Origin of the sequence: Myxococcus xanthus (assembly GCF_013116825.1) — a bacterium.
GTDB classification, from domain to species: domain Bacteria; phylum Myxococcota; class Myxococcia; order Myxococcales; family Myxococcaceae; genus Myxococcus; species Myxococcus xanthus_B.
This window is the reverse complement of record NZ_JABFNS010000147.1, coordinates 1-21,817: the sequence shown is the minus strand read 5'-3', so window position 1 is coordinate 21,817 and position 21,817 is coordinate 1. Positions and strand designations below refer to the sequence as shown.

Below are 21,817 nucleotides of genomic sequence, written 5' to 3'. Positions count from 1 at the left end.
TCCCGGGCGTCCGCCCCACCCGCCCAGCAGATGCGCCTCCACCCTCTTGCCCTTGCGCCCTCGCCGCAGCACCACGGCGGTGGCGTCCACGTGCGCCAACGTCATGGGCCTCGCGGCGCCTACCACCCTCCCCCAGTCATGCACCGCCGACAGCGCCAGCGTGTACCGCCCCGGGACAGGGGGGCGGCCGAAGAGGACGTGCTGCACGTCCAGGGCCACCTCCGCCCCCGCCAGGCGAGCGCTCAACACATCCGAGGCGAAGGCCTCCGCGTACACCGGCCCCAGTGTCCCCGTCGCGATAACGCCGGCCGGGCGGTAGTCGGGGTTGACGCGGTTGCCGTAGCGCCGCACCAGGTGCCCGGACAAGAGGGAGTAGCCCTCCATCATCCCCAGCCACACCGAGTTGGGCGTGTCTCCTCCCACCATGAAAAGGCGCACCACCTGCCCCCAATCGGACAGCGTGTCCCAGTCCTCCTTCCTCACGAGGCCCGCGCCCTCTTCTCCGCCCCACAGCCGCAGCCGTACCGGTGCCCCGAGAATGAGGCGGAACGACTCCCCCTTCCCCAAGGCCACCATGGGTTCCAACTGCACGAAGCCTTCGTCGGTGCCCTCGCCCCTCCGAGGCAGCAACGCCAATGCCGCCGCGTCCATGCGCAGCAAGTTCGTCATCGGGGGTGTCGAGTCGGACGTGGTGGGCGCAGAAGCCTCCTCCTCGGGCTGAGCCTCTCCCTCCTCGCCGGAAATGGCCTCTTCCGCCCTGTGCACGGTGGCTTCAGAGTCTTCCGGGGCGACAGCCTCCTGCGCTCCTCCCACCCCGGGTAACACCAGCAGCAATACGACGGCCCAGTTCCAGCGCATGAACATCGATGTCCCCCCTGTCCTTGCCCCTGAAGGGACAAAGAGGGCAGAGGTTCCTCGCCCGGTCTGACACGGTGGGGCCTACCCCAACTCCGCAGCGACAGCCCTGAGCGCGTCAACGCTACGCCAGTTCGAATGCCCTACAGCGCAGGCGGCGAACCGCCTCGCCCGGTATCAGGCCGGGTTGAGAGAGCGCTGTGCGACACGCTGCTCACGCACGCGCGGGTCATCCGACAGCACCAGGGGCAGTGGGGGCGGTGCGCCCTTTTGCGGATGCACGGGTCGAGGACGTGGGCGACAGCGGCGAGGCCGAGTGCGCCGCGTTCGAACGTCTCGGCGATGGCGGCGCTGGGCCCTGCCTCTCGGCCAACGCCAGCAGCCTCGCCGAGGCCGCGCACAGCCTTCGGGGCAGCACCTCCCGAGGACAGACGGTGCAGGTGACCCCGCAGGTGGTTGCACCGGAAGCGGCGCACGGCCCCCTCGCCTGCGCGCCCTCGCCCGATTCAAGGGGCCCGCGCACCTGTCTGTCTCGCAGCCCATGTCCATGCAGTCCCAGCCCCGGGGCTCCGCAAATGTCTCGTCATTGCCCATTACCCAGCCGGCTCGAAACGAACCTGACCTCCATCAACCACCGGGCTCAGCAACAATGCGTCTTGGGTTTCCATACGGGACGCCTGAGCCCGCGAGCGGAGGTCGTATCGGGCAACGGGTGGACCCTCCTCCTGGTGACCGATGCGGCCTCGGGTGACTCCAGGCGAGTGTGCCGCATCCCTCCAACCTCGAGGCCCTGGATGAACCGCTCACTGCTGCTGGTCGCCGCGACGGGAGTGCTCGCCGTGGGCGCGCTCCTGCTGGGCACGCCGCCCACGCCGCCCGGACCGCCCCCTCCCGCCGTCACGGACACCAGCCACACGGTGCGGCGCCCGGAGGACCCGCCCGCCACCCGGACGCTGACGCTGGTGACGTCCAAGCCGGAGGACGGCGCCCTGCACATGACAGGCAAGCTGTCCGGCGCGTACGTGCAGACGGGGCCCAGCGAGGCCTTCGCGTGGCTGGAGCTGAAGGCGCGCCCGGCGGAGACCGGCCAGCGGGTGCCCGTCAGCCTGGCGCTGGTGCTGGACCGCTCCGGCTCCATGAACGGCCAGAAGCTGGCCGACGCCCGGCGCGCCGCCACGGAGCTGGTGCAGCGCCTGACGCCCGAGGACCGGCTGGCCTTCATCGACTACGGCACCGACGTGCGGGTGCAGCCCAGCCAGCGGATGACGGAGGAGGCGCGCGCGGAGCTGCTGACCCTCATCTCCGGGCTGCAGGATGACGGCAGCACCAACATCAGCGGCGCGCTCGACGCCGCGGCCAACGCCCTGCGGCCCCACATGCGCGAGTACCGCGTCAGCCGCGCCATCCTGCTGAGCGACGGCCAGCCCACCACGGGCCTCGTGTCCGAAGCGGGCCTGCTGGACCAGGTCCACCGGCTGCGCCGCGACGGCATCACCGTCAGCGCGCTGGGCGTGGGCCGGGACTACCAGGAGACGCTGATGCGCGGCATGGCCGAGCAGGGGGGCGGCTTCTCCGGCTTCATCGACGACTCGGCGCGGCTGGCGGAGGTCTTCTCCCGCGAGCTGGACCAGGCGACCAGCACCGTGGCGCGAATGGTGGAGCTGCGGCTGGACGTCCCGCCCGAGGTGCGGCACGTGGAGGTCATGGGCATGGCGTCCTTCCGCGAGGGCAACGTGCTGAAGGTGCCGCTGTACGACATGGCCAGCGCCCAGACGGTGCGCGTCATGGCGAAGCTGACGCTGAACACCCCTCGGACCGCCGGCGCGCTCGCACTGCTGAACGCACAGGTGCACTACGTCGACGTGGCGCGTGACCTGCCGGCGGAGACGGCGCTGCAGCTCACCGCGGAGGTGACGAGCGACCTGGACCTCGTGCGCGAGCACCTGGACAAGGAGGTGCGCGTCCACGCGACCCGGGCGTTGGGCACCCAGCACATGGTGGCCGCCGCGGAGGAGATGAAGCGCGGCAACAAGGCGAAGGCCCGTAGCCTGCTGGACAACGCCCGGACCATTTTCGGCTCCTCCGCGGACGCGCTGGCCGGGGAGCTTGCGGACGTGAACCGCTCCCAGGCAGCCTTGGCGGGCGCGTCCAGCGCGGAGGAGGCGCAGGCCGAGTCGCGCAACCTCCTCAAGAAGTCCATCAAGAACTTCGGCCAGAACAATACGTACTAGCAGCAGGACGGTGAACCCATGGCCCTCTCCGTGCAGTACTTCCACCGCGAGGAGTTCGAGACCCGCACGCTTCGCGCGTTGGGAGGTGCCGCCTGCATGGGTCTGGTCGCGGGGGCCGTTCCGGACCTGCACCTGACACCGGAGTACCTCGCCATCGTGGCCGCGGCGCAGGCGTGCGTGAAGCCCACCGGGGTCCACCCCCTGGCGCTGCGCCTGGCGCTGACGGTGCTGCCCGCCCTGCCCTACTTCTTCCGGGCCCCGGAGCCGTTGCCCGTGAGCCTCGCGGGCGCGCTCGCCGCGGCGCTGGTGGCCTGGCTGGGTCATGGACGGGAGCAGCCAGGACAACCCGCCGCGGTGGCCACCAGCGCCGCCGCCGCGGGCGTGCTCGTCCCACTGGGCCTCTACGTCCAACAGGTGCTGGAGGCGCGCTTCCTGGGGAGCGACGGCCTGCTGTCGGCGCTGGTGGGCTTCCTCGTCGTGGGCCTCTTCTGGAGCATCGGCACGCTGCCGGCCCACCTCCGCGTGGAGGTGGACGCGGTGGAGGCGAGGGGCCGCCAGTTGCAGGACGCGCTCAAGGGCGACTCGCACACCCTGGCCACGCGGGCCCTGGCCCTCTATCGCCAGTGCAAGGACGTGGTGACGAAGATGCCGCCCAGCACCGGGCGCACGGAGCTGCTGGGCGTGCTGGAGAAGATGACGGGCGACAGCTTCTCACTGGCGGAGGTCCACTTCGGGCTGGAGGCGCAGCTCGGCTCCGTGGTGGCCAACGACGTGGACGCCCAGGTGCGCGAGCTGCGGGAGCGCGCCGCGGCCACGCAGGACGCGGTGGCCCGCCGGCAGTTGGAGCTGGCCGCGTCCTCGCTGGGCGAAGAGCTCAACCACCTGGACGTGCTGGCCCGCCGCAAGGAGCGGCTGCTGGCCCAGCTCCACGCGCAGGTGGCGCTGCTGGAGCGGGCCCGGGTCTCCTTCATCGGAGCGCAGGGCAGCGAGCTGGGTGCCAAGGGCGCGCAGGCCGCGGACCTGGCGCGCAAGCTGAAGCAGCTGAGGGAGCCCGCCTCCAGCGTGGGGCCCGATGACGTCGCCCCCGTGGCCGCGCCGCCCCCCACGCGCGTCGCCCCCTGAACGACGCGCTACTTCTTCCGGGACGCCCGGGTGGCGCGCTTGCGCCGCGGCGGAGGCGTGTGGCTCACCGGCGGCGCGTGCAGTTGAGCCGCGATGCGCTGCTCAATGGCCTCGCGGGTGCTGCGGGCCTGGACCAGCGCCGCCTCGATTTCCTCACGCACGCGCGCCGCCTGCTCCTCCGCCGTGGCCCGGTACTCGGACGCCGTGCGGCGCAGGGCGATGCTGCCCCGGTCTGGCCCGGCATTCCGTTCATTAGTGCGCATTGCCTTGGGAGTCGGTGTCCTGCGCCTGCGGACCTTCGTCCTGGGTGTCTGCTGTCCTTCGTGCTCCGCCATCCGCGCCTCCCGGAAAGTCATCCTGGCCTCCAGGAAAGTGGGCTGCTATCGGACGCGAAGGAAGCCCGTGCCTGGGCCGGCTTCTGGGCGGGCAGGCAACACACCGCCTGTTCATTCAGCAGGGTTGCTTCTCAGCTGCTCCAGGAAAACGCTATGGGGCGCCCTTCAGGATGCGGCAATTTCAAGGGCCCCTGGTACTGACAGCACCGCCGTAAACCCCGTGGCCGGCGGGTACGGCGCGCACACACTCCTGCTTCGTCTGCCTCCATGGGGGGCAGCGGCTCCCTGCGAGGATACCGTGGCAGTCAGCGCACCCTTTTCGTTCCTGAAGAACCGCAAGCACAACCTGGACCGGATGACGCTGGGCGACCTGGTCTACTCGTTCTTCACCTACTACGCGGTGGTGGCCTACATCATCGTGGGCATCATCAGCCTGGTCCTGGCCGTGAAGTGGTTCGAGAACCCGCTGCGCATGCTGCTGGCGATGCTCGCCGCGAGCGTGGCGTTCCCCTTCGGCTGGTACCTGGTGCACAAGCACATCCTGCACAGCCGCTTCCTCTACAAATCACCGCTCACCGCGGCGACGTGGAAGCGCATCCACTTCGACCACCACCAGGACCCGAACGACCTGCGCGTGCTCTTCGGCGCGCTGGCCAACGTGCTCCCCACCGTGGGCGGCGTGATTGCCCCCATTGGCTATCTCATCGGCGGCAAGGGGGGCGCCGCCGCCGCGCTGGGCTGGGCCATGGTGATTACGTGCTTCTATGAGTTCTGCCACTGCATCCAGCACCTGAACTACACGCCCAGGTCCCAGTTCCTGAAGGACATCAAGCGGCTGCACCTGTCGCACCACTTCCACAACGAGCAGGGCAACTACGGCATCACCAACTACTTCTGGGACCGCCTCTTCGGGACCTTCTACGAGAAGTCGGGTGACAAGCCCAAGAGCCCCACCGTCTTCAACCTGGGCTACACGGCCGAGGAGGCCCAGCGGTACCCCTGGGTGGACCGGCTCTCCGGCGGCACCCGCAGTGACGACCACCCGCGCCGCTTCTGGGAGAACCCGCCCGCCGCCCAGACGCCGCCGGAGCCCGCGACGCGACAGGAAAACTGACGGACAGGCACCCGCCCGAATCCCCAAGCCCCCTCCCTCACCCAGAGGCAGGGGGCTTTTGACGGACCGCATCTACGAAGGGCTTCGTTGACATCTACGAATCCATTCGTAATATGGCTCCAGGCAATCGAGTCACGGAAGGAAGCGTCATGAGCGAGACGAAGCTGCCGCGTCCCACGGATGGGGAGCTGGCCATCCTGCGGGTCCTCTGGGCGCGTGGCGACAGCACGGTGCGCGAGGTGCACGACGCCCTCACCCGCGAAGAGCCGGAGGGCACCGGGTACACGACGGTGCTGAAGCTGATGCAAATCATGACGGAGAAGGGGCTGGTGGAGCGTGACGAGTCCCAGCGCGCGCACGTGTACCGGCCCCGGGCCACGGAGCAGCGCACCCAGCGGCAGCTGGTGACGGACCTGGTGGACCGCGCCTTCGGTGGCTCTCCGGCGCGGCTGGCGATGCAGGCCTTGTCGTCGAAGAAGACGCGTCCCGAGGAGCTGGCGGAGCTGCGCCGGCTGCTCGACACCCTGGAAGGAGGCGAGGAATGAGCCGGCTGCTGATGGAGTCCCTGGGGTGGGCGCTGCTGCACTCGCTCTGGCAGGGCACGCTGGTGGCGCTGACGCTGGCGGTGGCGCTCGTCACCGTGGGGCGGCGCGCGGCGCATGCGCGTTACGCGCTGGCCTGCGGGGCGCTGGTGCTGGCGCTCGCGTTGCCAGTGGCCTCCGGGTGGAAGCACTTCCACGGCGCGCCCGCGCGAGCGGCGATGGACACCTCCGTTCCGCGCGCGCAGTCCCTGACCTCTGCGCTGGGAGCGCGGCGCATGGAGGAGACGGTGACGCCGGCGTCGCGGTCCGCGTGGCGAGTGGCGCCCGCCGCGGCGTCGCCCGCATGGATTGACGCGGACATGGCCGAGGACGGCGCCGCGAGCGGCTTCGAGAGCACGCTGCTCGTGGGCCTGGGCTCCTTCCTGGTCATGGCCGGCCTGCTGCTGCAACGCGCGCTGTCCCAGGTGGAAGCGCACCTGCACTGGCTGGTGTTGGCGTGGGTGGCGGGCGTGGGCCTGTGCTCGGGGCGGATGGCGGCGGAGTGGATGCGGCTGCGCCAGCTGGCGGACCGGGCCCTGCCCGCGCCCGAGGCGTGGCAGGAGCGGCTGGACGCCCTGTCGCGACGCCTGGGCCTGCGCCGCGCGGTGCGGCTGCTCCAGTCCTCCGACGTGGACGTGCCCGCCGCGGTGGGCTGGCTGTCGCCCGTGGTGCTCCTGCCCGTGTCCGCCCTGACGGGCCTTCCCGCTCGGCAACTGGAGATGGTGCTGGCCCATGAGCTGGCCCACATCCGCCGTCATGACTTCGCGGTGAACCTGGCGCAGGTGCTGGTGGAGACGCTGCTCTTCTTCCACCCGGCGGTCCGCTGGATTTCCCACGTCATCCGCGTCGAGCGGGAGCACTGCTGCGACGACGTCGCGGTGGCCGCCAGCGGCAACTCCGTCTCCTACGCCCGGGCGCTGACGGCGCTCGAGACGCTCCGCGTGCTGCCGGGAGCGCCGAGCCCCGCCATGTCCGCGCTGGGTGGCTCGTTGCCGGAGCGCGTGCGGCGGCTCATCACCCTGCCCACCTCGCGCTGCGCCTCGCGCTGGGCGGCGGGCGCCTCCGTGCTCACCCTGGTCAGCAGCCTGGCCGTGGCCGCGCCGCTGACGTCGCTCCTGCTGGGACAGACGGACGCCGCGCCGCAGCCGGACGACGAGCCCGTCCTCGTCCAGCCTCCGCCCATCCCGGCGCTCTCGCTCGCCCCGCCGGTGCCGCCCGCGCCCACACCCGTGGCACCGCCCGCGCCCCCGGCGCCTCCCGCTCCTCCGGCCAGTGTCGCGGCCGTGGCGATCCAGTCAGCCCCGGGCCCCACCCCGCCACCTGCGCCTCCGCCGCGGAGCCTGGGTTCACGCGCCCAGCGCGAGCTGGACCAACAGACGCGGGTCGGCGCGGGGCAGCAGCTCTCCGTGGCGCAGCTCATCGCGCTCAAGAACGCGGGCATCACCCCGGAGCGCGTGCAGCAACTGACGGCCATGGGCTACACGCCGACGGTCTCCAACCTCGTGAGGATGAGCCACGCCGGCATCACCCCCGACTACGTCCAGGACATGAACACGCGCTTCGGCCGGAAGCTGGAAGCGAAGGAGCTGACGCGCCTGCGGCACCTGGGCGTCACGCCCGAGTACGTCCAGTCCCTCAAGTCCGCGGGCTTCAACGTCGATGACCCGAAGGCCCTGTCCCATGCGCGCGCCGTGGGCGTGGACGAGGACTTCGTCCGGGGCGTCAAGGACGCTGGCTACGCCGGCATGTCGCTGGGGGAGCTCGCCCACCTGCGCGCCGTGGGCGTGAGCCCCGAGTACATCCGCGAGATGAACAAGCACGGCCTGTCGAAGCTCAAGGCCCGGGAGCTGATGCGGCTTCGCGCCGTGGGCGTGGACCCGGGCTGGCTCGCCAGCATTCGCAAGGCGGGCGTGCAGACGATGGATGCGAAGGAGCTCCAGCGGCTGCGCGCCACGGGCGTGGACGCCCACTTCCTGGGTGAGCTCCATGACGCAGGCCTGAAGGACCTCTCCGTCGACGAACTGGTGCGGCTGCGCACCGGCGGCGTGGACGCGGACTTCATCCGGAAGATGCGCGGCACCGGCTCGAAGTAAGCCGTCCGTCCCGCGCCCCATCACCCAACACATCTCGATTGCCCCACCCCGCTCGGCGCACGTCTCATCCGACGCGCGCCGCACGGGAGGGGTCTACCCGAAGGAGCCCACCATGCGTCTCATGTCGTCACGCCTGCCCCTCGTGGCCCTGTTGTTGATGGCCACCTCCGCCATCGCGGCCTCTTCCACCTTCGAGCCTCGCGGCACCTGGTCGGCCTCGCCCAAGAGCAGCGACCCCTCCACCCTGAACGTCCAGCTCCGCCAGGGCCCGCACCGCAACATGGGCTTCACGGAACCCCGGGCGTCCTTCCAGGGACTGTCCACCACGGACGGCGCCACCACCTTCACCCTGCCGCGCGAGGCCGGCACCTTCCGCTTCGAAGGCCAGTTCCAGGACGGCCAGGGCGCGGGCCACTACCGCTTCGATGCCAGCAACGACTTCCTCAAGAAGATGGCCACGCTGGGCTACTCGGACATCACGCCCGAGGTACAGTTCCAGCTGGCGGCGACCCACGTCACGACCGCTCGCATCCAGGCCCTGGCCGCGCTGGGCTACAAGCAGCTCAGCACGGAGGAGCTCATCCAGTCGGGCATCTTCGACGTGACGCCCGAGTACGTGCGCGGCATGTCCGACGCGGGCTACCCCGGGCTGTCGTTCAAGGAACTGGTCGAGAGCCGCATCCACCGCGTCACGCCCCAGCGCGTAAAGGAGTTCTCCGGCGTCGGCTTCGCGAAGCTGCCCTGGAATCAGCTGACGGCCATGAGCATCCACGGCGTCACGCCCGACTTCGTGAAGCAGATGCGCGAGCTGGGCTTCAAGGACCTCACCCAGGAGCAGATTCTGGCCTTCCGCATCCACGGCGTCACGCCCGAGTTCGTGAAGCAGATGCGCGAGGCGGGCTATCCCAACGTCACCCCGGACGAGCTGGTGGCCCTGCGCATCCACGGCATCGATCACGTCTTCATCCGCGACATGTCGGGGGCGGCGCCGAAGAAGAAGTGACGCCGGGCGTGGTCAACGTCCGCCGGTGAACGGCCGGTCCGCTGCCGGGATGCACGGAGCGCCACCCGGCCACATCTTCCCCGCGGGACGGTGGTGGTGGGGAGGGTCGGAATGTCGCTGCTTCGAGCCGCTTGTGCCGGGATGCTCTTCCTGGCTGCGTGTGCATCAACCAACAAGTCCGCGGCGCCAGAGCCCCGCGCCACGGCGCCGCGCGTCGAGGGGGTGGAGTACGGCTTCCACCCCCAGGACCCGGTCCGCGTCGGCTGGGGTGACCGGGGGATGATGGCCTTCCTGGAGCTGTTGCGAGGCCCCCAGGGCCAGCGCATCGCCTGGCGCCGCGTGGGTCCCTGCTGCGGCACCGGCGCGCCCACCGAGCTGGAGGTCTTCGAGGTGACGTACGACGGGCTCGCCGCTCCGGTGAGCCTCTACCTGGACCCGAACACCGCGGGCGCCGTGCACGCGCCCAACGGCTTCAACCTCCAGGGGCTCGCCTCCCGCCCGCAGGTGGAGCAGGAAGAGACGCCCCGGGTCATCGAGCTGTAGTCCGCGGCTCACTCCAGCGACGGCGCCGTGTCGCCCGGCAGGAACACCTCCCGCGCGAGCGACACCGGCAGCCCGAGCTGAAGGAGCCGGTCGTGAAAGTCCTTCAGCACCAGCGTCTTCCCGCGCGACTCCAGGTGGCGGCGGTAGTCGTCGCGCAGCTTGAAGATCTGCATGCGCCCCACGGCGTAATACAGGTACGTGGGGTCGAGCGTGCCGCGCTCCACCTCGCGCAGTGCGGGGAAGGGCTCGAAGTACGCAATCTCCGCGTACCGCTTCGCCACCGCCTCCACGGGCTCTCCGTACACGTGCAGCGCCAGCGCCGCGTACCAGCGCGCGTGCCGCTGGAGCGCGCGGCGGAGCTGCCCCAGCCGCACGACCGGGTCACCGTTACCCAGACCTTCATCCACCATCATCTGTTCGGAGTAGTGCGCCCAGCCCTCCACCAGTGACGCGGGGGTGAAGACCTTGCGCACGTCCGTGGGGATCCGCGCGCCGTAGAGCAGCTGCACGAAGTGGCCGGGCATGGCCTCGTGGACGGTGATGCCCAGCAGGCCCGCGCGGTTGAAGTACGTCAGGTGCTGGGCCTTCTGCTCGGGCGTCCAGCCGGGCTCCACGTTGGTGATGTTGTAGAAGGCCTCGGTGGCCTTCGTCTCGAAGGGGCCGGGGGTGTCCATGGACGCGAAGCCCAGCCGCGCGTAGGGCGGCGTCTCCCGCACCACGGGCAGCCGGTCCGACGGCAGCGTGAGGATGTTCCGCTCGCGCACGAAGCGCTGCAGCTCCACCAGCTGCGCCCGCGCCGACGCCACCAGCTCCTCCGCCTTCGGATGGTCCTTCACCAGCTCCGCCATCACCTGCTCGGGCGTCTTGGAGGCGTCCAGCCGGGCGGCCTCGCGCGCCACCCAGGCCTTGTAGTCGCGGATGGCGCGCTCGTTGATGTCACGGAGCGCGTCCGCGTCCAGCGTGACGTGCTCCTCCAGCGCCAGCTTCTTCTCGAAGCGCTCGCGCCCCAGGCGGAAGTCGCCGTCCGCCTTGGGCAGCAGCTCGCGCTCCAGCCACACCGCGAAGGCCTCCATCTGCCGCGCGGCCTCCTCACGCGCGGCGGAGAAGGCGGCGCGCTCGCTCAGCGGCACCTGGGCATACCCCTGCGCCGTCAGGGCCCGGGGCAGGTCCGTGCGCAGGTACGCCACGGTGCCGCGCGCGTCGCGCAGCGCGTACTCCGCCCACAGCTTCGGCACGCCGCTCAGGTTGAACTGCGCCGCGTCGAGCACGCCAGGGATGCGCGCCATCCGGGAGCGCATGGCGCGCATGCGCTCGGCCACGGGGGCGAACTCGCGTGACGACAGGCCGTCCAACCCGCTGGAGATGATGCCCACGTAGAAGCCCGGGTCGCGCTCCCAGGGGCGCACCTCCTCCAGCTCCAGCAGGTCGGCGCGCATCGCGTTCTCCAGCACGCGCACGTCCACGGCCGCGTCTCCCGACAGGCCACCGCGCGCCACCACCTGCTCCAGGCGCGTCAGCCAGCCGCGCAGCGCCTCCGCCTTGCGCTTCAACGCGCCCGAAGAGACGTCCGGCAGGTGGGCGTCATGCATGTGATAGCCGAGCCGCGTGGCCCGGGTGGGATGCGCCGCCGCATACCAATCCAGGTACTCGCGCGCGAGGACGACATAGTCGGCGTCCGCGGCGGAGACGGAAGCGGTGGGCATGGCCGTGGAAGACTCCGGCCCGGCCCCCGAGCGCGAAGCGCAGGCGGAGACACAGGCCAACAGGACGAATGCGGAGCGAATGCGCATGGCGCGTCGAGTCTCGTAATGGGACGGCGGTTCGGAAAGCGGGAAGCGCGCCCTGGGTGCTTCTTCGTCGAACAGCTCTCGCCCGGGTTGTCGGCTGAAGGTCCCCGGTCTCGTACGCCGAGGCGCCCTCGGAGGGCGACTGTCACGCAATGGCAGCCCTGGACCGACTCGCGGACGGCTTGGGTTTCGTCACATCCCAGCCAGATTGCGCGACCGCGGCACCCCACCGCAGCCAGCCACCGCAACAAGGAGTGAGTATGCGTCTTCGCGCACAGAGCCTTCCTTTGCTGTTGTCCGCCGTTACAGGCATCGCCACCCTCGGATGCGGCGTCGAAGCCCCCTCCCCGGTTCGCCAGGAGCACGGGGAGGTGGCAGCCGCCAGCCGTGAAGACACCGCGCGCCTGGGTGCGGCCTCCGGCTGGGACCTGTGCGACACGACGGCCCGGCTCGTGCGGGACATCATCCCGGGGCCGGGGCACTCCCATCCGCAGAACCTCATTCACGGCAACGAGGTCCTCCTCTTCTCCGCCACGGATGGCGTGTGGGGCCAGGAGCCCTGGATGAGCTCGGGCGTGGCTTCGGGGACGCGTCCGCTCCGGGACGTGTACTCAGGAGGCCCGGGCTCGGACGCGGGCCCCTTCCTCCAGGGAGGGACGACGACGTACTTCGCGGCGAGTGATGGAGTGCATGGCCGCGAACTCTGGAAGACGGATGGCTCCACCGCGGGCACGGAGCTGGTGAAGGACATCTCGCCGGGTGGGCTGGGCTCGGACCCGGAGCACCTGACCTTCTACGACGGCGTGCTGTACTTCACGGCGAACGATGGAGTGCATGGCCGCGAGCTGTGGCGCAGCGATGGCACGGAGGAGGGAACCTTCCTCTTGCGTGACTTCAGCACGGAGGGAGACCTGGTCTCCAGCCACTTCGAGCTGGTGGCGGGGACGAACGCCCTCTACGTCAAGGTGAACATCTTCTCACCGACCGACCGCCAGTCGAGCCGGGTGCAGCTGTACCGGACCGATGGCGCCAGCTTCGTCCGGCTGGTGGACGGAACAGAGGAGAACATGCTGGGCGACCTGACGCCGGTGGGGGACAAGCTGTTCTTCACCTGGAACTTCGATGCGCCGCAGACGCGGCTCTACGTCACCAACGGCACGTCGAGCTGGGCGCGTTACGTGTACACGTTCGTCGGCGCACCCCTGGGGCTGGTCGCCTACAAGGACAAGCTCTTCCTCAGCGCGGCGACGGGAGCCGGGGGGGTGGACTTCGAGCTGTGGCGCAGCGACGGCACGACGTCCGGCACGACGCGGGTGAAGGACATCTACCCGGGCCCGGTGCCGTCGCAGCCGACGAACCTCACGGTGGTGAAGGACCGGCTCTTCTTCGTGGCGGATGATGGGGTGCACGGCCGCGAGCTGTGGAGCAGCGACGGGACGAACGCGGGGACGCAGCTGCACGCCGACATCGCCCTGGGCGCGGCGGGCTCGGAGCCCGCGGAGCTGACGGCCGTGGAGGAGTACCTCTTCTTCAGCGCCCACACGGAGGCCGGAGGCCGGGAGGCGTGGGTGAGCGACACCCGCGAGCCGGGGGTGTTCGAGGTGCAGGGCATCGCGCCGGGGGCCATGCACTCGGACCCGAGCAACTTCGTGCGCTCGGGGTGGGACCTCTACTTCGTCGCCAGCGACAACGCCGACTACGGCCGCGAGCTGCGCGCGCTGCGCATCCGGCCCGCGGGCATGTGTGACATGAGCGGCAACGGCGGGCTCTGAGCGGTAGGCGCCAGCTCCCTTCTTCAAATCCAGGCCCGCTCCGAGAAGGCCACGACACTGGACATCGCCCCCGGCGGCCCACTACGTGCGCCGGGTATGACCATCCACTGTTCGCACCGGTCCACCTGGACTGAGCGCACCTCCGGCTGGCGGCGATGGGACCGGGAAACGGGCAGGATTGCCGGTGGGGCAGTGCTGGCGCTGGCACTGAGCTGCTCTGGCAACCTGCGGCACTCCCAGGAGACCGAGTCCTACGGGTTCATGAGCATCGACTCTGGCTATGTCTGGGCCAGGGGCCCGTGGTCCGAAGTCCAGGCATCGAGCGACCCGGACGAGGTCATTGACCAGCTCTGTCCGGCCATCATGCGCCTGGACAGGGCCACCGCCAGGGACTTCGGACAGGAGTACTGCGGCGTCATCTACTCGCGGGGGGATGGCATCTACCGCACCATGCATCCCTCACCATTGGGAGAGCCTCAGTTGCGCGGTGAGACGAAGCAGAAGTCCTGCTTCCCGGTCCGCCGCGTCGTCGACCCAGAGGCCCGGGTCACACCGATTCTCGCAGACTTCCACAGCCACCCCTGGTTCCCCTCGCCGCTGTCCCAACAGGACAAGATGGCGGCCAACCAGCTCTACTTCTTGAAGATCCAGTTTGATTCGGCCTGTCAGATCCAGAAGATCATCCCCTACCTGGACAGGCCCGATGCACCCGGCGAGGTCTACTCCCGGCGAGGGAAACGCTGGGTTCTCATTGGAATCATCAAGCCGAGCAACAAGGCCGCAGGCATCGTGCCCCCCGTTGGCGGGCTGGACTGAGCAGGAGACTTCATGACCCGGTGGCTGCCGTTCCTCGTCCTGGCACTTCCCGCGTGCGCGCTCTTCCAGCGCCCGCCACGCCCTGTCCACGCGCCACCGGAAGAAGCCGCTCGTTTCGAATTTCCCCCCACGGGCATTCCCGAAGAAGGGCTGCACAGCATTCCAGGTGACATGGCACGAGCCATCCAGCTCGCCATGGAGGATTTCTATCCCTGGGACAAGAAGGCGCCGACCCCCTCTCACCCCGGCAGGGAGTGCCTGTACCGGCGCGAGTCGTACGACGTCTACGCGGCGCCCTACCAGGAGGGCGTCGTCCTGGTCAGCATCGTCCTGTCGCCCCAGGCATGTGGTGCCCAAACCATCCCCAACGACATGGGCGCGCTCTACGCCGTCGACACGCGAGCCTGGCGCATCCTCGCCGTGCAACACTGAGCGCCTGCCCGCCCTCGGCGCTGCCGACCCCAGGGGCCAACCGGGACGGCGTTGGCCCCCTTCCCTTCCTGGCACCGGGTGCCCACATCGGAGAACTGTCGAGTGGCAGGGGGCACCAGGAGCCGGCTGGTGTCCCCTTTTTTCGCGCTCCCAGAGCGGCCGTCCGTCCTTCGAATTGTACGCCTCCGTGCATTTCTCCCCGCCTCCAGCGTCGTCTTGGGCAGAACTGTCATGCTGCTGTCCCGCTGGGGGCTGGCGCGTCTGACGCGTGCGGACGAGCCTGGGCTGGGCTAAGCGTCTGCCCGCCCGTCGGGTACCGCACAGGCCGGCGCCTGCGGCCCGCTCGCTGGAGGAGGTTTCAAGCGATGTCCGACACCGTGGTGAAGAAGAAGCGCCGTTGGCCCTACGTCCTTGGAGGAGTCTTCGCGCTCCTCGTCATCATCGTGGCCGTGGCGCTCTGGCGACTGGACGCCATCCTGCTGAAGACGGCCCGCGACCAGGCGGCCACCTATTCCCAGCTCCTGGGACGTCCCATCGAAATCGGGGACATCTCCACCAAGCTCTTCCCCACCCTTGGCGCCCAGGTGGAGAACGTCACCGTCGGCCCCGCCGAAGGGGAAGACCTGCCGCTGGCCCAGCTGGCCCTGATGGACGTCCGCGTCGCCGCGGGTCCGCTCCTGTCCTCCAGCGGCAAGGACATCCAGGTGAAGAACGCCGAGGTCTCCGGCCTCACCGTCAACCTGGTCCGCTTCGCCGACGGCACCACCAACGTGCAGCGCCTGCTCCAGCGGCTGGAAGAACAGCAGCCCAAGGAAGAGGAGGCCCCCGCTGAAGAGTCCCAGCCCATGGACCTCTCCGGCGTCCACGTGGAGCGCGCGGCCCTCACCGACGGCGCCATCCGCTTCGTGGACCGCGGCGCCGGCGCACAGGCCCGCGAGCTGGGCGTGAAGGACCTGGACATCGAGGTGAAGGACCTCCGCGTGGGCAAGCCGCTGGTGGTGAACCTGGCCGCCGCCGTGCTCGCGGACACCCAGAACCTCCAGGTGTCCCTCCACGCCGCGCCGCTGCCGGCCACGCTGGTCCCCACGCCCGAGCGCGTGACGCTGAAGGCGCAGAAAATCGACCTCGCCCCGCTGGGCCCCTTCCTGCCGCCGGACATCGGCCTGCGGGCGGGCACGCTGGACGCGGACTGGCAGGCGGACCTGGGCAGCGCCGTCCCCGGCGGCCAGGGCCCCACGAAGCTGGTGGGCATCATCAAGGCCCTGGGCCTGAGCTTCACCGGCTCCGAGGGCGGCAAGGCGCTGGACGTCGTCATGGACACCGACGTCGCGGGCGACATCACCACGGGTGACCTGGCCCTCAACAAGCTGAAGGTGGACCTGGGCCCCGCGAGCCTCACCGGCAAGGGCAGCGTGAAGGGCCTGCTCACCGATAAGCCCGCGGTGGAGGGCTTCGAGCTGACGGGCCGCAACCTGGACCCGGCCGCGCTCGCCGAGTACTACCCGCCGCTGCGCAAGCAGCTCAACGGGATGATTGCCGGCCCCATCGGCCTGGACGTGCGCGCCAGCGGCACGCAGGACGCCCAGGCCATCGACGTCAACGTGGACCTGACGCCCGTGCGGCTGCGCGTGCCGGCCCAGCTCACCAAGGACGCGGGCGGCGCGATGAAGCTCTCCGCGCGAGTCTCCGGCGCGGCGGCCACGGGCGGCGCCCTGCGCTTCGACGCGAAGGCGGACCTGGGCGGCGTCGACCTGCGGCCCGGCCTGCTGGTGGACAAGGCCCCGGGACAGCGGATGGACCTGAGCGCCGCGGGCACCTACGCGCCCGGCAAGGGCTCCGGCATGAAGGTGGACATCCCCAAGCTCACCGCGAACGTGCTCGAGGACACGATGACGGGCAGCGCGGCCTTCGCGCTCGCGGGGACGGGGAAGAAGCAGACGACGACGTTCTCCGCGGACCTCAAGAGCCAGAAGCTGGACGCGGACGCGCTGATGATGAGCGCGGAGGAAGTCCAGGCGCGCGGCGGTCCGCCGCCGGAGGAGCCGCCGTCGGATGACCCGACGCGCTTCAACGGCTTCCGGGGCGACATCCGCTTCGCGGTGGGCACGCTGCGCTACATGGAGATGAACATGACCCACGTGACGGGCGTGGTGAAGATGACCGACGACCTCATCACGGTGGAGAAGTTCTCCACGGGCGTCTACGGCGGACGCATCGTCGCGGACGGCACCACGATGCGCCTGGGCCCGCTGCCGGAGCAGCGCCCCTTCGAGGCGAAGGTGAAGGTGGAGGGCGTCGCGGTGGAGCAGGCGCTGACGCAATTCACGCCGCAGAAGGCCGTGACGGGCAAGTTCAACGGCAACGTGGACGTGAAGGGCGTGGGCTACACGCCCGACCAGCTCAAGCAGACGCTGCTCGGCGGCATCAACGGCGACCTGCTGGATGGCGAGCTGCTGGGCAAGGACCTGGTGGCCGCGGTGTCCGAGCCGCTCGCCAAGGCGCTGCCCATCGCGGCCAAGGGCCTGAAGAACGAGCAGGTGACGAAGCTGGGCGGTGACCTGCCCTTCAGCGTCCAAATCAAGGACGGCGTGGCCCAGCTCTCCAAGCCGCTGACGTGGACGCGGCCGGAGGCGGAGCTGAGCTTCGACGGCGGCATCCGGCTGGATGGCTCGCTGGACCTGACCGGCTCCGTGTCGCTGACGCCGTCCACGGTGAAGACGCTGACGCTGGGCAAGGTGACGCCGCCGGCCGCCATCCCCGTGGGCCTGAAGCTGACAGGCCCCGCGTGGAAGCCGGAGGTCACCAGCCTGGACGTGAAGCCAGCGGTGACGCAAATCGCGAAGCTGGCGGCCTCGTCGCTGGCGGGCAACCTGATTGGCGGCGAGCGCGGCCAGCAGGTCCAGGGCATCATCGAAGGCGGCGAGGACAAGCTTCGCGCCGAAGCCGAGGCCAGGCGCAAGGAGCTGGAGGCCAAGGCCGCCGAGGAGAAGGCGCGCCTGGAGGCCGAGGCCAAGAAGCGCGCCGAGGAAGAAGCGAAGAAGCGCCTGCGCGGCCTCTTCGGGAAGTAGGTGCCACGGCCCGCGCCCCCTGAAACACGCTGAAACGGCCGGGAAACAACGTGTTCACCTCGTCACCCGAGGCCTGCCCTCGGGGACGAGTGTGGCATGCGCCCTGCTAGGGCTTCCTGCCCGTTTCACGCGTCACAAGGGAGCGCGCGACATGCAGACGAGCGAGGACTTCGACCGCGGGGATTCGGTGACGCCGTCCAGCCCCGTGGTGGTGCCGGTACGCGAACACCATCGCGTCCTCATCATCGGGGGTGGCACCGCCGGAATCTCGGTGGCCGCCCGGCTGGCGCGCGCCGGGCAGAAGGGCGTCGCCGTCCTCGAGCCTTCCCAGCACCACTACTACCAACCCCTGTGGACGCTGGTGGGCGCCGGGGAGGCGCGCGTCGAGGACACCGTGCGCAACGAGTCCCGCCTCATCCCGCACGGCGTGAAGTGGGTGCGCGACGCCGCCACGGAGATTGACCCGGAGGCGAGGGAGGTCCTCACCCGCGGCGGCCTCCGCCTGGGCTACGACTTCCTCGTCGTCGCCCCTGGCATCCAGCTCGACTGGGACAAGGTCGCGGGCCTGCGCGAGGCGCTGAAGACGCCGCATGTCAGCAGCAACTACGACGTCCAGCTCGCGCCCAAGACGTGGCGCCTGCTCCAGAACTTCCAGGGGGGCACCGCGCTCTTCACCCAGCCCTCCACGCCCGTGAAGTGCGCCGGGGCCCCGCAGAAAATCATGTACCTGGCCGCGGACCACTTCCGCCGCACCGGCGTGATGGAGCGCACCAGCGTCGTCTTCGGCTCCGGCGCCAAGACCATCTTCGGCGTGAAGCCCTTCGCCTCCGTGCTGGAGGGCGTGGTGCACCGCTACGGCATCACGCCCCGCTTCCAGCACAACCTCATCGCCGTGGACGGAGAGCGGCGCGAGGCCACCTTCGAGGCCACGCGCGACGGGCAGACGGAGCGCCTCACCCTGGCCTACGACATGCTGCACGTCACCCCGCCGCAGAGCGCGCCGGACTTCATCAAGCGCAGCCCGCTGTCCTGGCGGGAGGGCCCGAATGCCGGCTGGGTGAAGGCGGACAAGTACACGCTCCAGCACCCGGACCATCCGAACGTCTTCGCGCTCGGAGATGCGTCGGACCTGCCCACCAGCCGAACGGGCGCCGCCATCCGCAAGCAGGCGCCGGTGCTGGTGGAGAACCTCCTGGCCTGCATGAAGGGCCTGCCCCTGCCGGCGCGGTATGACGGCTACGCGTCCTGCCCTCTCACCACCGGCTACGGGCGCCTGCTGCTCGCCGAGTTCGACTACGACGGCAAGCCCGCGCCCAGCATCCCCTTCATCGACACCATGCAGGAGCGGCGCGACATGTGGCTGCTGAAGAAGTACGGCCTGCCACGCCTCTACTGGGCATTCATGATGCGGGGGCTTGCGTAGGACGCCGGGGGCCGGGCTATGCACCGACGATGCCCACCTCCCACCTCGCGCTCCCCGCCCTGGATGCCCTCGCGGGCCCCGTGCTGCTCGTGGACGACGCGCGGAGGGTGACCGCGCTCACGCCCTCGCTCGAGGCCCTGCTGGGCGGCGCGCTGCGGGCAGGGACGCCGCTGGCGCAGGTCCTGGTGCGCGCGGACGGCACGGCGCCGCTGGACGCCGTCCTGGAGAACGGGCGAGAGGCCTCCGTCCGCCTGCGCGTGGGTGGGCGCTCGAAGCCCGTGCGGGTGCGCGCCGTCCCCCTGGCGCGAGGGCCCCGGACATCCGGGTGGGCCCTGCTCGTCTCGCCTGACGCGGTGGACGAGACGAGCGGTCGCGCGGAGCTGTTCCACGGCCTGTGGACCCAGGCGCCCGAGCTGCAGCGCGTCTTCCGCATCGTCGAGAAGGTGGCCCGCACCGAGTCCAGCGTGCTCGTTCGCGGGGAGTCGGGCACCGGCAAGGAGCACATCGCGCACGCGCTGCATGCGCTGTCGGCACGGGCGCGCGGGCCGTTTCGCGCCATCAACTGCGCGGCGTTGCCGCCCAACCTGCTGGAGAGCGAGCTGTTCGGCCATGTGCGCGGCGCCTTCACGGGCGCGGTGCGCGACAGCCCAGGACATTTCCGGCTCGCGGACAAGGGCTCGCTGTTCCTGGACGAGGTGGCGGAGATGCCCCTGGACCTCCAGGCGAAGATGCTGCGCGTGCTGGAGACGCGCACCGTCATCCCCGTGGGAGGCCGCCAGCCCGTGCCCGTGGACGTGCGCATCATCGCCGCCACGCACCGGCCGCTGCGGCGCGAAGTGGAGGCGGGGCGCTTCCGCGCGGACTTGATGTACCGCCTGCGTGTGGTGCCGCTCTTCCTGCCCACGCTGCGGGAGCGACGGGGCGACATCCTCCCACTCGCCCTGCGGTTCCTGGAGGAACTGCACCAGCGAGGCGCCCGCCGCGTGGAGCGCTTCTCGCCTGGCGCCCGCCGCTTGCTGGAGGAGCACCCCTGGCCCGGCAACGTGCGCGAGCTGCGCAACGTGATGGAGTACGCCTATGTCATTGGCGAAGGCCCGGTGCTCCGTGAGGCGGACCTGCCACCGGAGTTCTCCGAGCCGCGGCAGGCCGCTGCCGTGTCGCAGCCGCCTCCGGATGCCTCGCTGGAGCCGGAGCGGATCCGCGCCGCGCTCGCCCAGGCGGGCGGCAACCGCTCCGAGGCCGCGCGCCTGCTCGGCGTCAGCCGCGTGACGCTGTGGCGGCGCCTGCGCGACCTGGGCGTGGCGGCGGAACGCTGAGCGGCGCGGCGGGCGGGCGTCGGCCACGGAACACCACGAGCATGGACCTCAAACGACGTTTCACGCCTGTTTCAGGTGTGTTTCACGAGAGCACGCCGCCTTGCCCGCAGGGCCCGCTTCCGCGGAGCCGCCGACCCGTGCCCCCTCGACCCGCGTCCCGCCACCTCCATCGCCCGGCCGGTTGGCACATCACTGGCAATGACGGCCTCACACCCCCACTCCGACGGAGGCGAACGATGCTCTTCCGCCAGCTCTTCGACGCGGACACCTCGACGTATACGTACCTCCTGGCCGACGAGGCCACGGGCGCCGCCGCGCTCATCGACCCGGTGCTGGAACAGACGGAGCGCGACCTGAAGCTCCTCCGGGAGCTGGGCCTCACGTTGTCCGTGGTGCTGGAGACGCACGTCCACGCCGACCACGTCACCGGCGCGGGTGTGCTCCGCGAGCGGACAGGCGCCACCGTGGTGGCCTCCAGCCGCGGCGCGCCCTGCGTGGACCGGACGGTGAACCACGGAGACATCGTGCGCGTGGGCGGCCTCGAAGTCCGTGTCCTCGAGACGCCCGGCCACACCGACGACAGCCTGAGCTTCCTCTGTGAGCGCCGCCTCTTCACCGGAGACGCGCTGCTCATCCGAGGCACCGGAAGGACGGACTTCCAGAACGGCGACCCGGGCCAGCTCTATGACGCCATCACCCGCGTCCTCTTCACCCTTCCCGACGACACGGCGGTGTACCCCGGCCACGACTACGCCGGGCACGCCATGTCCACGGTGGGCGAGGAGAAGCAGCACAACCCCCGGCTGGCCGGACGCACGCGCGCGGACTTCATCGCCTTGATGAACGCGCTCCAGCTCCCGCCGCCCCGGAAGCTGGATGTGGCCGTCCCCGCCAACCGGGCCTGCGGACACACGCCGCCCACACCTTCCCTCCAGGCCTGAAGCCACGCGGAGCCCTCATGCATCCTCTCTTCGACAACGCCACGCCCCATCCCGCGGGATACCGCGACGTGGACGTGGGGCAGCTCGCGGCGTGTCTGCCCTCCGAGCTCACGCTGGTCGACGTGCGTGAGGCCGCCGAGCTCGACGGCATCCTGGGCCACGTCGCGGGCATCCGGCACGCCCCCCTGGCCACGGTGCCGGACGTCGTCGACACCTGGCCGCGCGACACGGACGTGGTGCTGCTCTGCCGCTCCGGGGCGCGCTCGGCGAGGGCGGCCACGGGCCTGGTCACCCTGGGCTTCACTCGAGTGATGAACCTGCGAGGTGGGATGCTCGCGTGGAACACCGCGCGGCTGCCCGTGGTGCGCCCCGTCCCCCACCCCCC

General features: G+C 70.5%; 17 protein-coding genes and 1 pseudogene. 15 read left to right on the top strand and 3 right to left on the bottom strand.

Going from position 1 to position 21,817, the window contains the following annotated elements:
* Positions 1-864, bottom strand: a pseudogene (locus tag HNV26_RS31470) (hypothetical protein); the annotation flags it as partial.
* Between the two features lie 785 nt (positions 865-1,649).
* On the opposite strand from HNV26_RS31470, the gene HNV26_RS31460 reads away from it, so the two are divergent.
* Both HNV26_RS31460 and HNV26_RS31455 read left to right on the top strand, forming a co-directional pair.
* Positions 1,650-3,086, top strand: a complete 1,437-nt coding sequence (locus HNV26_RS31460) for a vWA domain-containing protein (protein WP_171444668.1) — start codon at positions 1,650-1,652, stop codon at positions 3,084-3,086.
* Positions 3,087-3,104: 18 nt separating this feature from the next.
* Positions 3,105-4,208 (top strand): coiled-coil domain-containing protein, encoded by a 1,104-nt coding sequence (locus HNV26_RS31455; protein WP_171444667.1) that lies wholly within the window; start codon positions 3,105-3,107, stop codon positions 4,206-4,208.
* A gap of 8 nt (positions 4,209-4,216) precedes the next feature.
* Here HNV26_RS31455 and HNV26_RS31450 read toward each other — a convergent pair whose 3' ends face one another.
* A complete protein-coding gene (locus tag HNV26_RS31450) occupies positions 4,217-4,471 on the bottom strand; it encodes a hypothetical protein (RefSeq protein WP_253817242.1) in 255 nt (84 codons plus the stop codon).
* Positions 4,472-4,841: 370 nt separating this feature from the next.
* Between HNV26_RS31450 and HNV26_RS31445 the strand changes: the two genes are divergently transcribed.
* The 5 genes from HNV26_RS31445 (at position 4,842) to HNV26_RS31425 (ending at position 9,877) form a co-directional block, all read left to right on the top strand.
* Complete coding sequence (locus tag HNV26_RS31445) at positions 4,842-5,657, top strand: sterol desaturase family protein (RefSeq protein WP_171444665.1); 816 nt, start codon at positions 4,842-4,844, stop codon at positions 5,655-5,657.
* 149 nt (positions 5,658-5,806) lie between these two features.
* Positions 5,807-6,202: a BlaI/MecI/CopY family transcriptional regulator gene (locus HNV26_RS31440; protein WP_171444664.1), complete on the top strand. Its 396-nt coding sequence runs from the start codon at positions 5,807-5,809 to the stop codon at positions 6,200-6,202.
* Positions 6,199-8,331, top strand: a complete 2,133-nt coding sequence (locus HNV26_RS31435) for a M56 family metallopeptidase (RefSeq protein WP_171444663.1) — start codon at positions 6,199-6,201, stop codon at positions 8,329-8,331. The genes HNV26_RS31440 and HNV26_RS31435 overlap by 4 nt, the downstream gene beginning before the upstream one ends.
* A gap of 112 nt (positions 8,332-8,443) precedes the next feature.
* A complete protein-coding gene (locus tag HNV26_RS31430; protein WP_171444662.1) occupies positions 8,444-9,334 on the top strand; it encodes a 4-hydroxy-3-methylbut-2-enyl diphosphate reductase in 891 nt (296 codons plus the stop codon).
* A gap of 111 nt (positions 9,335-9,445) precedes the next feature.
* Positions 9,446-9,877 carry a fibril protein gene (locus tag HNV26_RS31425; protein WP_253817241.1) on the top strand — a complete coding sequence of 144 codons (432 nt, stop codon included), beginning with the start codon at positions 9,446-9,448 and terminating at the stop codon, positions 9,875-9,877.
* Between the two features lie 8 nt (positions 9,878-9,885).
* Here the strand turns inward: HNV26_RS31425 and HNV26_RS31420 are convergent, their stop codons facing one another.
* A complete protein-coding gene (locus HNV26_RS31420; RefSeq protein ID WP_253817240.1) occupies positions 9,886-11,580 on the bottom strand; it encodes a DUF885 domain-containing protein in 1,695 nt (564 codons plus the stop codon).
* 455 nt (positions 11,581-12,035) lie between these two features.
* Between HNV26_RS31420 and HNV26_RS31415 the strand changes: the two genes are divergently transcribed.
* The 8 genes from HNV26_RS31415 to HNV26_RS31380 form a co-directional block, all read left to right on the top strand.
* Positions 12,036-13,436 (top strand): ELWxxDGT repeat protein, encoded by a 1,401-nt coding sequence (locus tag HNV26_RS31415; RefSeq protein ID WP_366817069.1) that lies wholly within the window; start codon positions 12,036-12,038, stop codon positions 13,434-13,436.
* A 96-nt stretch (positions 13,437-13,532) separates the two neighbouring features.
* On the top strand, positions 13,533-14,252 hold the full coding sequence (locus HNV26_RS31410) for a hypothetical protein (RefSeq protein WP_171444659.1): 720 nt from the start codon (positions 13,533-13,535) through the stop codon (positions 14,250-14,252).
* Between the two features lie 12 nt (positions 14,253-14,264).
* Positions 14,265-14,684 carry a hypothetical protein gene (locus HNV26_RS39410; RefSeq protein ID WP_171444658.1) on the top strand — a complete coding sequence of 140 codons (420 nt, stop codon included), beginning with the start codon at positions 14,265-14,267 and terminating at the stop codon, positions 14,682-14,684.
* 365 nt (positions 14,685-15,049) lie between these two features.
* Positions 15,050-17,752 carry a DUF748 domain-containing protein gene (locus HNV26_RS31400; RefSeq protein WP_171444657.1) on the top strand — a complete coding sequence of 901 codons (2,703 nt, stop codon included), beginning with the start codon at positions 15,050-15,052 and terminating at the stop codon, positions 17,750-17,752.
* 151 nt (positions 17,753-17,903) lie between these two features.
* Positions 17,904-19,175, top strand: a complete 1,272-nt coding sequence (locus tag HNV26_RS31395; protein WP_171444656.1) for an NAD(P)/FAD-dependent oxidoreductase — start codon at positions 17,904-17,906, stop codon at positions 19,173-19,175.
* Positions 19,176-19,204: 29 nt separating this feature from the next.
* The gene (locus HNV26_RS31390; protein ID WP_171444655.1) at positions 19,205-20,491 is read left to right on the top strand and encodes a sigma-54 interaction domain-containing protein; all 1,287 of its coding nucleotides are present in this window, start codon (positions 19,205-19,207) and stop codon (positions 20,489-20,491) included.
* A gap of 236 nt (positions 20,492-20,727) precedes the next feature.
* Positions 20,728-21,432 carry an MBL fold metallo-hydrolase gene (locus HNV26_RS31385; protein ID WP_171444654.1) on the top strand — a complete coding sequence of 235 codons (705 nt, stop codon included), beginning with the start codon at positions 20,728-20,730 and terminating at the stop codon, positions 21,430-21,432.
* Positions 21,433-21,449: 17 nt separating this feature from the next.
* On the top strand, positions 21,450-21,817 hold a 368-nt coding region (locus HNV26_RS31380), incomplete at its 3' end, for a rhodanese-like domain-containing protein (protein WP_171452930.1).

Excerpts from the sequence above, each read along its gene's own strand:
- HNV26_RS39410 (WP_171444658.1), top strand. The coding sequence starts at position 14,265 with ATGACCCGGTGGCTGCCGTTCCTCGTCCTGGCACTTCCCGCGTGCGCG.
- HNV26_RS31430 (WP_171444662.1), top strand. The coding sequence starts at position 8,444 with ATGCGTCTCATGTCGTCACGCCTGCCCCTCGTGGCCCTGTTGTTGATG.
- HNV26_RS31385 (WP_171444654.1), top strand. The coding sequence starts at position 20,728 with ATGCTCTTCCGCCAGCTCTTCGACGCGGACACCTCGACGTATACGTAC.
- HNV26_RS31410 (WP_171444659.1), top strand. The coding sequence starts at position 13,533 with ATGACCATCCACTGTTCGCACCGGTCCACCTGGACTGAGCGCACCTCC.
- HNV26_RS31420 (WP_253817240.1), bottom strand. The coding sequence starts at position 11,580 with ATGCCCACCGCTTCCGTCTCCGCCGCGGACGCCGACTATGTCGTCCTC.
- HNV26_RS31435 (WP_171444663.1), top strand. The coding sequence starts at position 6,199 with ATGAGCCGGCTGCTGATGGAGTCCCTGGGGTGGGCGCTGCTGCACTCG.
- HNV26_RS31450 (WP_253817242.1), bottom strand. The coding sequence starts at position 4,471 with ATGCGCACTAATGAACGGAATGCCGGGCCAGACCGGGGCAGCATCGCC.
- HNV26_RS31455 (WP_171444667.1), top strand. The coding sequence starts at position 3,105 with ATGGCCCTCTCCGTGCAGTACTTCCACCGCGAGGAGTTCGAGACCCGC.
- HNV26_RS31400 (WP_171444657.1), top strand. The coding sequence starts at position 15,050 with ATGTCCGACACCGTGGTGAAGAAGAAGCGCCGTTGGCCCTACGTCCTT.
- HNV26_RS31395 (WP_171444656.1), top strand. The coding sequence starts at position 17,904 with ATGCAGACGAGCGAGGACTTCGACCGCGGGGATTCGGTGACGCCGTCC.
- HNV26_RS31460 (WP_171444668.1), top strand. The coding sequence starts at position 1,650 with ATGAACCGCTCACTGCTGCTGGTCGCCGCGACGGGAGTGCTCGCCGTG.
- HNV26_RS31440 (WP_171444664.1), top strand. The coding sequence starts at position 5,807 with ATGAGCGAGACGAAGCTGCCGCGTCCCACGGATGGGGAGCTGGCCATC.
- HNV26_RS31390 (WP_171444655.1), top strand. The coding sequence starts at position 19,205 with ATGCCCACCTCCCACCTCGCGCTCCCCGCCCTGGATGCCCTCGCGGGC.
- HNV26_RS31425 (WP_253817241.1), top strand. The coding sequence starts at position 9,446 with ATGTCGCTGCTTCGAGCCGCTTGTGCCGGGATGCTCTTCCTGGCTGCG.